Origin of the sequence: Haloarcula rubra (assembly GCF_019599465.1) — an archaeon.
Classification (GTDB): Archaea; Halobacteriota; Halobacteria; order Halobacteriales; family Haloarculaceae; genus Haloarcula; species Haloarcula rubra.
Genome location: NZ_RKLR01000001.1, coordinates 565638 through 578892 on the forward strand (window position 1 = coordinate 565638; position 13255 = coordinate 578892).

General features: G+C 70.2%; 14 protein-coding genes. 4 read left to right on the top strand and 10 right to left on the bottom strand.

What is annotated here, in order from left to right:
* The first annotated feature begins 151 nt into the window (after positions 1 to 151).
* Positions 152 to 1513, top strand: coding sequence for a DUF7827 domain-containing protein (locus EGH21_RS03065; protein ID WP_220616993.1), 1362 nt, complete (start codon positions 152 to 154; stop codon positions 1511 to 1513).
* 71 nt (positions 1514 to 1584) lie between these two features.
* On the opposite strand, the gene EGH21_RS03070 is transcribed toward EGH21_RS03065, so the two are convergent.
* The 3 genes from EGH21_RS03070 to EGH21_RS03080 all read right to left on the bottom strand — a co-directional run bounded on the left by EGH21_RS03070 (position 1585) and on the right by EGH21_RS03080 (position 4370).
* Positions 1585 to 2211 carry an ArsR/SmtB family transcription factor gene (locus EGH21_RS03070; RefSeq protein ID WP_220616994.1) on the bottom strand — a complete coding sequence of 209 codons (627 nt, stop codon included), beginning with the start codon at positions 2209 to 2211 and terminating at the stop codon, positions 1585 to 1587.
* 61 nt (positions 2212 to 2272) lie between these two features.
* Complete coding sequence (locus EGH21_RS03075) at positions 2273 to 3610, bottom strand: S8 family serine peptidase (protein ID WP_220616995.1); 1338 nt, start codon at positions 3608 to 3610, stop codon at positions 2273 to 2275.
* A complete protein-coding gene (locus EGH21_RS03080; RefSeq protein WP_220616996.1) occupies positions 3603 to 4370 on the bottom strand; it encodes a hypothetical protein in 768 nt (255 codons plus the stop codon). The genes EGH21_RS03075 and EGH21_RS03080 overlap by 8 nt, the downstream gene beginning before the upstream one ends.
* A gap of 111 nt (positions 4371 to 4481) precedes the next feature.
* On the opposite strand from EGH21_RS03080, the gene EGH21_RS03085 reads away from it, so the two are divergent.
* Positions 4482 to 5447 (top strand): hypothetical protein, encoded by a 966-nt coding sequence (locus EGH21_RS03085; protein ID WP_220616997.1) that lies wholly within the window; start codon positions 4482 to 4484, stop codon positions 5445 to 5447.
* On the opposite strand, the gene EGH21_RS03090 is transcribed toward EGH21_RS03085, so the two are convergent.
* Together EGH21_RS03090 and EGH21_RS03095 are read right to left on the bottom strand one after the other, a co-directional pair.
* A complete protein-coding gene (locus EGH21_RS03090) occupies positions 5426 to 5611 on the bottom strand; it encodes a hypothetical protein (RefSeq protein ID WP_220616998.1) in 186 nt (61 codons plus the stop codon). The two genes, EGH21_RS03085 and EGH21_RS03090, sit on opposite strands and share 22 nt — an antisense overlap.
* A 46-nt stretch (positions 5612 to 5657) precedes the next feature.
* Positions 5658 to 6560 carry a diacylglycerol/lipid kinase family protein gene (locus EGH21_RS03095; RefSeq protein WP_220616999.1) on the bottom strand — a complete coding sequence of 301 codons (903 nt, stop codon included), beginning with the start codon at positions 6558 to 6560 and terminating at the stop codon, positions 5658 to 5660.
* A 102-nt stretch (positions 6561 to 6662) separates the two neighbouring features.
* On the opposite strand from EGH21_RS03095, the gene EGH21_RS03100 reads away from it, so the two are divergent.
* Complete coding sequence (locus EGH21_RS03100) at positions 6663 to 7211, top strand: GNAT family N-acetyltransferase (protein ID WP_220617000.1); 549 nt, start codon at positions 6663 to 6665, stop codon at positions 7209 to 7211.
* A 3-nt stretch (positions 7212 to 7214) separates the two neighbouring features.
* On the opposite strand, the gene EGH21_RS03105 is transcribed toward EGH21_RS03100, so the two are convergent.
* Complete coding sequence (locus EGH21_RS03105; protein ID WP_220617001.1) at positions 7215 to 7598, bottom strand: hypothetical protein; 384 nt, start codon at positions 7596 to 7598, stop codon at positions 7215 to 7217.
* Between the two features lie 46 nt (positions 7599 to 7644).
* Complete coding sequence (gene trpB, locus EGH21_RS03110; RefSeq protein WP_220617002.1) at positions 7645 to 8811, bottom strand: tryptophan synthase subunit beta; 1167 nt, start codon at positions 8809 to 8811, stop codon at positions 7645 to 7647.
* 107 nt (positions 8812 to 8918) lie between these two features.
* Here trpB and EGH21_RS03115 point away from each other — a divergent pair, with 107 nt between their 5' ends.
* Positions 8919 to 10445, top strand: a complete 1527-nt coding sequence (locus EGH21_RS03115; protein WP_220617003.1) for a S8 family serine peptidase — start codon at positions 8919 to 8921, stop codon at positions 10443 to 10445.
* A gap of 27 nt (positions 10446 to 10472) precedes the next feature.
* On the opposite strand, the gene EGH21_RS03120 is transcribed toward EGH21_RS03115, so the two are convergent.
* The 3 genes from EGH21_RS03120 to EGH21_RS03130 all read right to left on the bottom strand — a co-directional run bounded on the left by EGH21_RS03120 (position 10473) and on the right by EGH21_RS03130 (position 12765).
* Positions 10473 to 10925, bottom strand: coding sequence for a reverse transcriptase-like protein (locus tag EGH21_RS03120; protein WP_220617004.1), 453 nt, complete (start codon positions 10923 to 10925; stop codon positions 10473 to 10475).
* Between the two features lie 47 nt (positions 10926 to 10972).
* Positions 10973 to 12184 (bottom strand): MFS transporter, encoded by a 1212-nt coding sequence (locus EGH21_RS03125; RefSeq protein WP_220617300.1) that lies wholly within the window; start codon positions 12182 to 12184, stop codon positions 10973 to 10975.
* A 251-nt stretch (positions 12185 to 12435) separates the two neighbouring features.
* Positions 12436 to 12765, bottom strand: coding sequence for a hypothetical protein (locus tag EGH21_RS03130; RefSeq protein ID WP_220617005.1), 330 nt, complete (start codon positions 12763 to 12765; stop codon positions 12436 to 12438).
* Between the last annotated feature and the right edge of the window lie 490 nt (positions 12766 to 13255).

The window sequence follows — 13255 nt, forward strand, 5'->3', positions numbered from 1 at the left end:
CAAACGAGATTGAACCTTTCAGCGAGCCTTTAGTACGACCGTGCCAACGAGTCGAGTGCATGCCAACGACCTGCCCTCCAGACACGGTCCGCTCGCCGGACGGTGTCCCCCGGTCGAACCGCGATGGAACCGGTCGCTGGGAGGTGCGTGGATGACGACGCGGTCGCTCGCGCTCGTCGGCCTCCTCCTCTCGGCCACAGTAGTCGGCGTCGGTCCGACGCTGGCCGCCCAGAGCGCGACCGTCGACGACGATAGCCTCCCGCTGGCGTCGGCCGAGCGACAGGTCGTCACCGGCGAGACGAGCGTCACGCCGGGGTCGGAACTGACCGTCCGCCTCCGGTCGACGGACTCCGACGCGCCGTTCCTCCGCCAGCAGAGCGCTCGCGTCGCCGAGGACGGCAGTTTCGCCGCCGTCTTCGACATGAGTAGCACCCCGCCCAACACGACCTACCGACTGACCGTGCTCTACGACGGCCAGACCCTCACCGAACGCGAGGAACGGATCGTCGCCTGTGACGGCGACTGCGCCGACCCGGTCCCGGAGACGCCGACCCCGACGCCGGCACCCAGCGGCGACGCCGCCGTGCAGGTGACACAGGGCGACGTCGCCGAGATCCCGGTCGCGATGGACGGCACCGAGACGGCGGTGTTCTCTATCGGCGGCGACGACGTCAACTACCTCGTCAACGCGTCGCTGACCGACGGCGACGGCGACGGCACCGTGACGGTCCGGTTCGACACCGCGAACGCCGGGACGGACGGCGAGACGCTGTCGACCGCCGACGCCGACGACTCGCTGACGGTCACGCACGAGGAACCCGACCTGCCGTCGACGCTCGACCCCGCCGCCTACGAGTACCGCGTCTTCTACGGCGACGGCACGGGCGACGGCGCCGACGCCGTGGGGACGCTCCTCGTCGAGTCCGACGACGCACCCGACGAGCAGTTCGACGTCGACGAGGCCCCCGAGTTCGGCTTCGAGCGGAGCGTCTACCGGGCCCGACAGGGTGAGACGGCCCGGCTGACCGTCGTCCTCGCGGACGCCGAGGCCGCGACGGTGTCCATCGGCGGGCGCGAGAGCGGCTACGAGATAAACGCGACCGTCCGCGACGGCGACGGCGACGGCACCGTGACGCTCCTGTTCGACACGGCGGCGGCCGGCCACGACGGGCCGACGCTCGGGACCGCCGCCGACGCCGACTCGGTGGCGGTCGAACCCGGGTCGGAGGTAGCGCTGGACACGCGCCTCGACGCGACCGACTACGACCTCACGCTGTACCGTGGGGCTGGCGTGAGCGACGACGTGGCCGACATCGGGACCCTCTCCGTGCAGGCCGGCGAGGAATTCACGAGCGACCGCGGGCCGACGGCGACCATCGTGGATGGTCCGACGGACAGGAACGACACGCAGTCCCTCTCTGGGCTCCCGCTGGGCCCCGGGAGCATCGCACTCGGTGTCGGCGGCCTCGTCGCCATCGCCGGCCTCGGCATCGTCCTCCGGCCTCTCTTGTAACCGACGTGGCGCTGTCGTTTTTCGCCGGATGCTCGCGAGCGACCGCCCGCCGAGTCGGCGGCCCGCCGCCGTCAGTTCGGGCCCGCGTCCCGTCGTCCCAGCGTGAGTGCGACGACCGCCAGTAGCGTGAGACAGCCGAAGAAGAAGAGCAGACCGGGTTCGGCCACCTCGAAGACGAACCACGCTATCGACCCCGCAGGGTCCGTCTGCGGCGCGTTCGGGCTCGCTGGGCCGAGGACGCCGCCAGCGGCGTGGTTGGCGATGGACTCGGCCCCCCACTGGACGAACAGACTCGCGAGGCCCAACAGGCCGACGCCGGCGACCACGTCGGTCAGCGACTGCCGGAGTCGGGGCCGCAGGTCGTGGTTCCCGACCAGCACGATGGGGTCGCTGGCGGGGCCGTAGACGGTCATCTCGTTGCCCTTCTCCGAGTACACCGTGTCGATGGACTCGACGAGGCCCGCCGCTTCGAGGTTCGAGAGGTGGTAGTGGACGTTCTGGACGGAGGTGTCACACCGCCGCGCTATCTCCGAAGCCGTCCCGGGCTGGTCGAACAGGGTCCGATACAGCGCCCGGCCCGTGTCCGAGGAGAGCGCGTCCAACACCTCGTCGGTGTCGGCGTCGTCGACGTCGAGCACGCGCGGTCGCTCGTCGGGCGTCCCCGTTCGTTCCTGTATCCGGTCGATGAGTCCCGACATCGTCTCTACGACGACGTGGTAGGCCCACCAGTATAGCCGTTTGGCAGGCTTAAAATCGCGTTTAACCGCCGGCCGTCTCGTTCTCGGCGGCCCTGACGGCGGCCCGCGGGTCGACCAACCCGTGTCCCGACGCGTAGTCGGCCCCCGGAGGCCCGACGTCGCGGGCGGTCAGTTCCAGCAGGAGTTCGACGTGGCGCGGCGACAGCGACTCGTCAGCCTCGAGGAGGAGCGCCGCCATCGCGCCGACGTAGGGGGCCGCCGCCGACGAGCCGACGAAGCCGCTCTCGGTCAGGTCGGCGAACCGGCGGTCCGGCGCCACCACGTCGACGCCGGGCCGGCCGTCCAGCGTCGGACCGCGCGAACTGAACGGTTCGACGCGGTCGACCCGCGTGTCGTACGCGCCGACGGTGAAGACGCCACGTGCGGTGCCCGGCGCGACGACGCTCCCACTGGCCCGCGCCCGCGAGAACTCGTGGGTCGGCGAGACGAGGCGGAGGCGTGCGCCGGTCGGGTCGGTGGGCCCGCGGACCACGAGGAAGTACCGCCCCGGCGAGACGTCGGCGACGATGCGCTCGTTGGGCACGTCGTCGGCCGGGTACGGCTGTGAGCGGGCGACCAGTCGTGTCGCCGTCCCGTTGGTCCAGTACAGTTCGGCCGTGTAGTCCTCGTCGGCGTGGGCGCGGTCCCACGAGAGCCAGACGGTCACGTCCGTCCCGCCGCCGATAGCGGTGCGTCGCACGGGCGTCCCGTCGTCGCGGTCGAACACCACGGTCCCGTTCTCGCTCCCGGCGGCGTCGTAGGTGCCCCGCCAGTGGGCGGCGGCGAGGTTGCCCGCCGGCGCGACGAACACCGTCCCCGCGTCGGCCGCTCGCTGAGCGACGCGTGCGGCCTCGCCGCTCCCGTCGCCGGGGTGGCCGTAGAACGACACCGGCGCGACGATCACGTCGACGCCCTCGCGCCTGAGCCACCGGACGGCCTGCCGGTAGCCGTCGATGCCGTCGACGCGGGCCAGATACAGCGTCGCGTCCGGCGCCGTCCGGGCGACCACCGTCGCCGCGGCCGTGCCGTGAGCGGTCTGACCGTCGTCGACGGTCCCCGTCCCGAACGCACGCGCGGCCCGTACCGAGCGAGTCAGCGGTGCCCGGTCGGTGTCGAACCCCGTCACGTCGACGACGCCGACGGAGACGTTCTCGCCGGTCAGGCCCCGCTCGTGGAGACTGGCCAACCCCCGCCCGCCCGTCGCCACCTCGTCGGCGTCGGTCGGTGGGGTCGTCACAGGTCGGTCGGACGTGGGCGGTGCCGGGCTGGTCGGCACCGTCGTCGCGAGCGCCCCCAGCACGGCCGTGAGCGCGAGGACTGCGAGCGCCGTCGCGGCGAGCGCGGCGCGTCGGTCAGCCATCGGCCACCTCCACGTCGGCGCGTGTGTCGGGAACCCACGCCGGCCGTGAGACGGCGACGGCACCGGTCCGGGCCAGTCGGTAGCCGTACGAGTAGGTCCGCGTCTGCCGGCCCCACTTGTTGCGCTCGACGATGACCAGCGTCGCCGAGAACGCCGTCACCCGGCCGTCGGCGGTCACGACGGCTCGCGCCTCGTAGCGGACCGTGTCCGCCTCCAGTGGCTCGCCGTCCGGCGGGGTGTAGGTGGTGGTCGAGAGGACGTACCGCTCGGGTGTGCCGGACTCGACGGCGGCGACGCGGTACTGGCCGGCCGCCAGCCACCGTTCGAGGCGGGCCGTACGGTACCGCGCCGTCGGCCCCACGCCATCGACGCGGTCAGTTCGGCCGGTGGCGGGGACGTGCCGGAACCCACCGCCGTCCACGACCCACCGCTCGACGCGTCGCTCGGTCCCGTCACTGCCCGTGACCGTCCGCCGCCAGAGCGTGCCGTTCCCGTCGGTCAGCGTCCGCGTGCGGGCGGTCCGGTTCGGCTCGCCCGGCACGCTGCTCCGGCGCACCCACGTCGTCGCGAGGTCGACGCCGACGCCGTCGAGCGACCGTTCGTGGGCCCGGACGAGCGCCGTCGCGTTCGCGATACCGTCGTCGACGCCCGGCGGCGCTGCTCCGGTCGTCTCGGCGCGCTCCGTCCCCGGGGCACCGAAGCCGACACAGCCGGTCGCGACGACGAGGAGGCCGACCACCGCCACCCGAAGCGACGCCATCGTCCGGGTCGTCGACCCCCGGGACCTAATGTCCACGGCTGGCTCAAAGCGCGATTGTAGTGTCGTGTCGCGGCCGGTAGGTTTAGGCCATCCCACTCGAACTCGCATCCGATGCCCTCCACTAGTCGCCGCGCGTTCCTCGGTGCGACGGCCGCCGGCCTCGCCGGCCTCGCGGGCTGTGACTCGCTCGGGTCGAGCGAGCCGACCGTCGAGTTGACGCTGCACGTCGACCGACTCGACCGCCCGCTGGCCGAGACGTTGCTCTGGACCCCGCCCGAGCGCGACGACCACCCCGTCCAGCGGACCAGACGCCGAGCGGTGGCCGCCGCCGTCGACGGCGAGCGGGTCAGCACCTACGGGTACGGCGTCGTCCCCGACGGCGAGTACGTCGAGCGCGACGGCCGCTACTACCTCCTGCACGACGTGATTACCGGCAGCGAACGCATCGAGCGGTCGGTGCTGCGTCTGTCGTGGGTCGGCCGCGTCGACTCCGAAGCGACGCCCGAGGGGACGCCGCGGGAGGCCCTGCCGGAGTACGACCAGAACGCGGTGATGCCGGCGTTCTTCGCGGCCAGAGTGCGGGAGTTCGACGGCGGCGCCCCGTGGAGCCTCGTCGAACAGGGCGGGTTCGTCTATCGGCACCTCGACGAGGCCGAGAGCGAACTGGCGCCCGACCCCGAACACGACTACGTCGTCGTCCACGGGACGGTGCTGGAAGTCTCGGTGACACAGGAGCGCCTCGTCGAACCCGAGCACACGGGCTTCGCGACGGCGGTGGCCGACAGCGCCGCGGCCTTCGACGAGGTGGCCGACGCCGCCGCCGTGGAACTGCGCCTCGCGCCCGACGACCTCGGTCCCGACGCCCGGGACCTGTTCGAGCGCGTCCGGGGCGTGGAGCAGTACAGCGAGACGAAGCCCCTCTCGGCGGCCTTCGAGTCGCTGGTCGGGGCGCTCCGGCTGCGCGACGCGCTCGACTGTTCCCCGGAGAACTGTCGCCCGAGGATGTACGAGACGGAGTATCTCGCCTACGACGGCGAGTACTACGATTGCGCGCTCTACATCAACGTCACCGAGTAGGGGCGTCGCGCTCGCCCCAGACGAGCGGCCACGGCGATGGCGACGCCGACCACCGGCGTGAGGACGGCAGCCGTCGTCAGCGTCGCGGCGGCGGCGGTGACGGCCAGCGAGACCAGCGTGACGACCATCCGGAGACGGAGGGCACGGTCGGGAGACCAGTCCATGCCGGGTCGTCGAGAGAGCGGCGGAACAAATCGGGCGGCGTCCGCGTCAGGTCGGATTCGGCTCGTAGGACGGCCCCACGCGGAGGTCGAGCGTTCGCTCGGCCACCGTGACGTCCAGCGTCTCGTGTTCGGCGAGCTCGCCGTCGCGGCTGAAGGTGACCGGGTCGCCGTGACCCTCGATGGAGATGTCTCGGGCGCGGACGTGCGTGACGCCCTCCGTGTCGCGCGCGAGCAGTCGGTGGCCGATGGCCTCGGCGACGAGGTTGCCGGCCGGCATCCGCTCGACGATGGCGACGTCCAGCAGGCCGTCCTCCATGTCGGCCTGTCCGCCACGTTCCACGAACTTGCGGGCGTTGCCCACGAGGAGACACGTCGCCTCGCCGGACCACGTGAACGGCCCGTCCTCGCCGACGGCCTCGATAGAGAGGTCCAGTCCCTCGAACTCGAACGCCTCCTGTGCGCCGGTGATGAGGAAGGCGAGCGTCCCGAAGCGACCCTTCAGGTCGCCCGAGGTGGCGACGCTGGCGTCCGCCGGGAGGCCGGCGATACAGGAGACGAGAAACGGTTCCCCGTCGGCGACGCCGACGTCGACGGTCCGCGTCTCGCCGGTGTCGGCCACCTCGACGCCGTGCTGGAGGTCCGTGACGCCGATGGTCCCCGCGAGCAGGTTCGCCGTCCCGGCGGGGACGACGCTGAGCGTCACCTCGTCGAGGTGGTCGGCGTCGTGGAGGCCACGGACCACCTCGTTGATGGTGCCGTCGCCGCCACAGACCGCGACTTCGGCGACGTCGTCCGCGCCCGCCCGCCGACCGAACGCGACGGCGTCGCCGGCACCCTGCGTCTCCTCGACGGCGAACCCGCGGGCCCGCATCAGTCGCTCGACGTAGTCGGCGTGCTCACCGTCACCGCTCACGGGGTTGACGATGCACCGACGGAACCCGTCTTGCATATCCGGACCGTGAGGCTTCCGGCACTTAGTTGCCCGGTTGTCGGTGCCCACCCTGCCGCAGTCACAGCCTACAACCCCGTCCGTGCCGTCGGGACGATAGAGATGAGCGACCTGCGCATCCGCCGGTACGACCCACGGGACGCAGACGCGGTGTGGGACCTCCACGAGTGGGCGATGGGGGAGACGGGGACCGACCCCGACGACGTACCCGGCACCGAGGACCTGCGGGACGTCGAGGCGTCGTATCTCGACACCGGCGGGACATTCCTCGTCGGCGTCCTCGACGGCGACGACGCCGCGGCGTCGCCCGACGCCGACCGTTCCCCGCCGTCCGTCCACGACGGCGTCGTCGTGGCGATGGGCGGCCTCCTCCCGAACGAGGCGGGCCACGCCGACGAGCGCACCGTCCCGGGCGCGGCGGAACTCCACCGGATGCGGGTCGCACCGACCCACCAGCGCCGCGGTTACGGGCACGCACTGCTCGCCCGACTGGAAGCCGCGGCCGCCGACCTCGGCTACGAGACGCTCCTGGCGACGACGGCACGCACCCAACCCGCGGCCGTCGAGTTCTATCGCGACGAGGGGTACGAGCGAGTCGGCGAGTCGACGGTCGCGGGCTACGAACTCGTCCACTTCGAGAGACGACTGTGAGCCTCAGCCACGTGTTCGTTCGAGAATCGCGTCACGGACCGCTCTGGCGTCCTCGCGGCTTCCGCGCCCGAAGTGGACCGTGTTCGGGTTGACGGGGTCGCTCAGGAGGCCGCCCGCGTCCACGTCGACGCCGGTCTGCTCTATCTGGAGGTAGCCGATAGTGATGCCCTCGGAGTAGTCGACGCCGACGATCTCGGCGGTCGGAATCCGTCGGTCGTCGAACCGTGACCGCGAGACGCGCTCGACGACCACTTCGTCCTCGTAGACGGCCACCGTGCCGTCTTGAAACCGTCCGACGACGACGGCATCGTCGTGGTCCCGGTCGGAGACCACGGCCTCGTCGCTCGCCTCGCTACCGTCGTCGCGGCGCCACGGAAGCCGGACCATTGCTGTCTGGTAGCACACTGCATCGCAAAAGCGTTCGCCCGCCGACTCAGGACAGGTCGAACTTCTCGGCGGCGGTCTGCATGTCCTTGTCGCCGCGGCCACAGAGGTTGACGAGGATGGTGTCGTGGCGGTCCTCCTCGGCGAGTTTGATGGCGAGCGCGATGGCGTGGCTGGGTTCGAGCGCCGGGATGATGCCCTCGGCCTCGCTGAGTTCGCGGAAGGCCGCGAGCGCTTCCTCGTCCGTGATACCGTGGTACTCCGCCCGGCCGAGCGACTGGAGGGCCGCGTGTTCCGGGCCGACGGCCGGGTAGTCGAGACCGGCGCTGACCGAGTGGTTCTCCGTGTCCTCGTCGATGACGCGGGTCTTCATCCCCTGGAAAATCTGGGGGTCGTCGTTCTTCGTCGCCGACAGCGGTGCGGAGTGCTGGCCGGAGTCGAGTCCCTTGCCCGCCGGTTCCGCGCCGTACAGCGCCACGTCGTCCTCCTTGAACGCGTGGAACAGGCCGATGGCGTTCGACCCGCCGCCGACGCAGGCGACGCAGGCGTCGGGCAGGTCGCCGTGCAGGTCCTGTATCTGCTCGCGGGCCTCCCGCCCGATGACCGACTGGAACTCGCGAACCATCCGCGGGAACGGGTCCGGGCCGACGGCGCTCCCGACGAGGTAGTGGGTCTCTTCGGTGTGCTCGACTAGGTCCTCCATCGCCGCGTCGACGGCCTCCGCGAGGCCCTCGTTGCCCCGCGTGACTTCCTCGACGTCGGCCCCCATCAGGCGCATGCGGAAGACGTTCATCTCCTGGCGCTGCATGTCGCGCCGACCCATGTACACCGTCGTATCGAGGTCCAGCAACGCGCCGACCATCGCCGTCGCGGTGCCGTGCTGGCCGGCCCCAGTCTCCGCGATGAGACGGTCCTTCCCGGCCTTCTTCGCCAGCAGCGCCTGCCCGAGCGTGTTGTTGAGTTTGTGCGCGCCCCCGTGGAGCAAGTCCTCGTGCTTGAAGTAGATGTTCGCGTCGTAGCGCTCGCTCAACGTCTCGGCGTGGAACACCGGTGTCGGCCGGCCGCCGAAGTGCTCCAGCAGGTAGTCCAGTTCCTCGCGGAACGCCTCGTCGTCCCGCATCTCCTCGAACGCCGCGGCCAGTTCCGCGAGCGGTTCTTCGAGCGGTTCCGGGACGTGTCGACCTCCGAACTCCTCGAACTCTCCAGGTGAGGACATGCGAGACACTGACGACCCGGCAAGCTAAAAGCTACTGCCGATTCCAGACCGGTGCATTGCATATCAATGTCGGGTTTTAACAAACTGCTTTCCTAACGAATGTTGTCATGTCAGACCTCGGCAAGGGTTTGGACAGACGGAGCGTCCTCGAAGGTGTCGGCGCGTTACTCGGCGGCGCCGCGGTCGGTCCGCAGTTGGTCAGTGCGGGGACCGCGGACCGGTACATCGTGCTGACACAGGGGGCGAGCGTCCCTGCCCGTCTCGAGGACGCGGGCTTTTCGGTCACACGTGAACTCGCCGGTGGCAGTGTCCTCCTCGCGGCCGGGACCGGCGACCCGGCGAGCGTCCGCGGCGTCGAGAGCGCGGTACGAGACGTGCGACTCCGACTCGAACGGCCGGCGAAGGCGGTCCCGCGACCCGACGCCGCGGCCGACACGAGAGACGAGTCGCTGTACCAGCACCAGTGGGACAAGCAGACGACCGACGCCGCCGAGGCACACGACGTGACGACGGGCGAGGGTGCCACTATCGCCGTCGTCGATACCGGGACGGACATCGACCACCCGGACCTCGCGCCCAACGTCACGCCGGGGGCGCTGTTCAGGCGCGTGGCCGGGACTGGGTCCCGGGACGGCGTCTTCACCGGTACCGGCGTCGACGTACGACTTCCCTCGGACCCGCTGACCGACGCCGACGCGGTGACGAACGCCGACGGGACGGTCGTCGGGTACGAGCCGTCGGCGTTCGAGGTCGACCAGTCGCGCGACGCCTCCGACGACGTCGAGGGGCACGGGTCACACGTCTCGGGCATCGCCGCCGCCTCCGTCGGCGAGGCGGTCGTCGGCGACAGCACGGGTATCGCCGGGACGGCGCCGGACGCCACTATCGTCCCCCATCGCGTGTTCTACTGGGAGCGTCGAGACGTTACCTACGAGGGCGAGAACGGCGAGCGGACGGAGGAACTGGTCGTCACGTCGACGACGACGGCCGACATTCTCGCGGCCGTCGACTTCGCGGCGAACACGCTGGGCGTCGACGCGATGAACCTCTCAATCGGGACGCCGCCGCTCCCGCCGCGACTCAACAGCGACGGGTTCCGGCAGGCCTACCGAAAGGTGATTCAGGACGCCGTCTCGGCGGGGAGCGTCGTGGTCGTCAGCGCCGGCAACAGCGGCACCGAACTCGACCGGGGCGGCGTGTTCACCGTCCCCAACAGCGTACCCGGTGCGACCAGCGTCGCGGCCACCGGGCCGAACGACGAGCGCGTGTTCTACTCGAACTACGGGGCCAACGAGATTACGCTGGCCGCGCCCGGCGGCGGGTACGAGACGCTGGCGAAGACGCTCTCACAGGAGACGGCGTGGCCCTTCCCGACCAACCTCGTCCTCTCGACGACGCCGCCGGACGTCTACGGCGCCGCCTACGCGTACTTCGCGGGCACCTCGATGGCCGCCCCGCAGGTGGCCGGCGCAGCGGCGCTGGTGGCCGCAGTGAACCCCGACCTCACCGCCAGTCAGGTCGAGTCCGTCCTCACGAACACGACGAAAGACGCCACCGGGCAGGAGGTAGACGACCTCGGCGCAGGTGTGTTGGACGTGGCCGCAGCGGTCGAGGCTGCCGACGACCGACGGTAGGTGCCCTGTGCGGCCTCGACCGAACACCTACCGTTCGTGTCCCGCCCGCGCCAACCGGTGGGCGCGCTCGTTCTCCCCGCGGTCGACCGCCCGGTAGGTGACGACCGGCACGTCGGCGACGCACTCGCGGATGGCGTCCACGCGACGGCGAGCGATGCGGTTCCTCGGGGTCGCTGGTTCTGTGGGGTCGACGGCGCGGAGCACCGCGTCGGCGTCGCCGTGGACGTGCAGCGAGGCCACTGTCGTCGGGTAGGCCCCGACGGCCCGCACGGCCTCCAGCAACGCCCGGTACTCCAGATGGGCGCTGGAGACGAACGCGTCGACGGCCAGTGACCGCTCGACCACCGTCGTCGCCCCGTCTTCGACGAGGAACCCCACCGCGGCCGACGTGGGCGTCCCGTCGTCCGACTCGTAGAGCACGCTCGCGTCGAAGTACAGCAGGAGTGAGGGGCTGGTCGGTGCCTCGTCGGCCGGCGGCATACCGTCGTCTCGGACCGACCGGGGGAAAGGCCCGTCGGTCGCCGCGGTCAGTCCTCTGCCGTCGTCGGTGTGAACGACCGGCCGTCGGCGTAGATACTGGTGACGAGGAACGCACCGGCGACGAGCGGAATGACGGCACAGGCCGCGTACACCGGCGCGAACCCGACGGACTCGACGACCGGCAGCGACACCATCGGGCCGAGGGCGCCGCCGAAGTCGCCGAGGACGTTGTTCGTCGCGGTGGCTCGCCCCATCCGCTCGCTCGGCGTGAGGTCCGCCAGCAGGGCGACCAGCGGTCCGCTCGCACCCCCCTGTCCGGCGCCGACGAGGAGACAGGCCCCGACGAACGTCGGCAGGGTGTCGGCGACGGCCAGCAGGAGGAAGCCGGCGAACGAGACGACGAGGAAACCGAGCAACACGGGAACCCGACGGCCCTCGCGGTCGCTCAGTGTCCCGCCGCCGAGCATGAGGCCCGCGGCGGCCACGACGGTCACGGCCATCAGGATGCCCGAGAGCCCCTGCGGGCCGTACCCCAGCGTCGTGAGGTTCCGCGCCTCCACGACGAGGACCAGCGTCGCGAACAGCGCCCCGAGGTAGGCGAAGTAGAGACCGAAGTTGACGAACCCGACCGTCAGCGCCGGCTTGCTCGTGTCGACGTCCAGCGGCGAGACGCCGCGTTCGGTGCCGTCGACGTGGGTCTCGGGGACGAGTCGGTAGGCGACGGCGCTCGCGAGCAGTGCGAACGCCGCCGCGACGACGAACGCCGTCTCGACGCTGTAGGCCTCGCTGACGACGCCGCCCAGAACGAGGCCGACCGGGAACCCGAGGGTGATACCGCCCCGCACCACGCCCATGTTCGCCCCGCGGGAGTCGGCCTCGCTCACGTCGGCGGCGATGGTGTAGGCGGTGGCGAAGACGAGCGCGCTCCCGATACCCCAGAGGACGCGAGCGAGGAGGAACCACGCCTCGGGGAGGGGCGCGTCGATGGCGACGACGTAGCCCAACGTCGCGATACCCTCGACGAAGAGGCCGACGACGAACGGCGTCCGAGTCCCGACGCGGTCGATGAGCGACCCGGCCGGCGCGTTGGCGACGATGCGCGTAAAGCGATTGGCGCTGAGGATGAGACCGACGAGGAACGGCGAGATACCGAGGATGGCACCGAGGTTCGGCAGTATCGGGAAGACGACGCCGCCGCCGAACCCGACGAAGAACGTGCTCACGATGACGGCGAGGACGACGGTCCGGGAGCGAGTCATCGCGGCGTCACACTCACCAGCGCGGGGGCCACCGCTCGGTCCATACCGTCGTTCGGTCGCCTCAGCCAATTATGCGTGTCGCTGTCGGGCCGACTGCCCGAACGCTCCGGGACGGACCGATGGCTCCCAGCGTCCGGTATACGCTGTCTCTATCTGTAAACAAGGCGGTCGAACGACAGTGCTGTCCGTCCGGCCGTCCAGACGCCGACCGCCATGTGGGGCCCGACGGGGCGAGAACACCGACTACCGCGCTAGAGGTCCAGTTGCGGGCCGGGCTTCCAGGTGTTGCCTTCGAGGACGACGAGGTCGTAGCGTTCGAGGACCTGCATGGCGTCGACGACGGCCTCGGCGTCGAAGGTCGCGTTCATGTCGGCGGGCAACTGGTCCGCGATGGCGCTCCGGGTGCCGCCGTCGATGCGGACGACTGTCTCGAGTAGCGTCTCGAAGTCGGCCAACACGGGGGTCAGAGAGACGCCCCCGGACGTATCGGTCTCGAGTTTCGACATGACCTCGTCGTAGCTTCCCGTTATCTCCATCGAGACGGCGACCGTCTCGTCGTCGGTGTCGGTTTCGTCTGCCATTGGCAGAGATATATGTGGGCTATCGGAAATACGTTTCCGTATCTGTGGTATCGAGAGCAGAACACTTCGTTTTGGTTTCAGACGGAGTAGGAACAGCGATATCGGTTGCGCTCGTCGGAGAATCGGTCGCCGGTCGCGGCCGGACTGTGAACGACACTCCGTCACTGCAGTCGAGTTCTGTCTACACCGGCCGAGTCTCGCCGCGACGGCACAGGTCCGGAGTCGTCGGGAGCACTGTACGTCAGCGTGTGGCGGACACCGAACCGACGTCGCTGGAGGTGATTTTCTAGCTCTATTACCAGCACCTGCTATCGTATTTCCCGAATACAGATATAGAGTTCTGTTTTTGAATTCATACACCAACAGGAAGAGTCGATAGGGAATCGATGCAACGTGAGGTGGAAATCCGCAGAACGTCGCCCAGGCACCTGCGAACTACACGTACGACGAGAGAGTGGCCGACGAGAGAATCGAACAGAGTTTTCACCGA

Bases quoted from the DNA above. Each gene is read 5' to 3' on its own strand.
- EGH21_RS03100 (WP_220617000.1), top strand. From the start codon at position 6,663: ATGAGCGACCTGCGCATCCGCCGGTACGACCCACGGGACGCAGACGCG.
- EGH21_RS03090 (WP_220616998.1), bottom strand. From the start codon at position 5,611: ATGGACTGGTCTCCCGACCGTGCCCTCCGTCTCCGGATGGTCGTCACG.
- EGH21_RS03095 (WP_220616999.1), bottom strand. From the start codon at position 6,560: ATGCAAGACGGGTTCCGTCGGTGCATCGTCAACCCCGTGAGCGGTGAC.
- trpB (WP_220617002.1), bottom strand. From the start codon at position 8,811: ATGTCCTCACCTGGAGAGTTCGAGGAGTTCGGAGGTCGACACGTCCCG.
- EGH21_RS03080 (WP_220616996.1), bottom strand. From the start codon at position 4,370: ATGGCGTCGCTTCGGGTGGCGGTGGTCGGCCTCCTCGTCGTCGCGACC.
- EGH21_RS03125 (WP_220617300.1), bottom strand. From the start codon at position 12,184: ATGACTCGCTCCCGGACCGTCGTCCTCGCCGTCATCGTGAGCACGTTC.
- EGH21_RS03070 (WP_220616994.1), bottom strand. From the start codon at position 2,211: ATGTCGGGACTCATCGACCGGATACAGGAACGAACGGGGACGCCCGAC.
- EGH21_RS03120 (WP_220617004.1), bottom strand. From the start codon at position 10,925: ATGCCGCCGGCCGACGAGGCACCGACCAGCCCCTCACTCCTGCTGTAC.
- EGH21_RS03075 (WP_220616995.1), bottom strand. From the start codon at position 3,610: ATGGCTGACCGACGCGCCGCGCTCGCCGCGACGGCGCTCGCAGTCCTC.
- EGH21_RS03065 (WP_220616993.1), top strand. From the start codon at position 152: ATGACGACGCGGTCGCTCGCGCTCGTCGGCCTCCTCCTCTCGGCCACA.
- EGH21_RS03105 (WP_220617001.1), bottom strand. From the start codon at position 7,598: ATGGTCCGGCTTCCGTGGCGCCGCGACGACGGTAGCGAGGCGAGCGAC.
- EGH21_RS03130 (WP_220617005.1), bottom strand. From the start codon at position 12,765: ATGGCAGACGAAACCGACACCGACGACGAGACGGTCGCCGTCTCGATG.
- EGH21_RS03115 (WP_220617003.1), top strand. From the start codon at position 8,919: ATGTCAGACCTCGGCAAGGGTTTGGACAGACGGAGCGTCCTCGAAGGT.
- EGH21_RS03085 (WP_220616997.1), top strand. From the start codon at position 4,482: ATGCCCTCCACTAGTCGCCGCGCGTTCCTCGGTGCGACGGCCGCCGGC.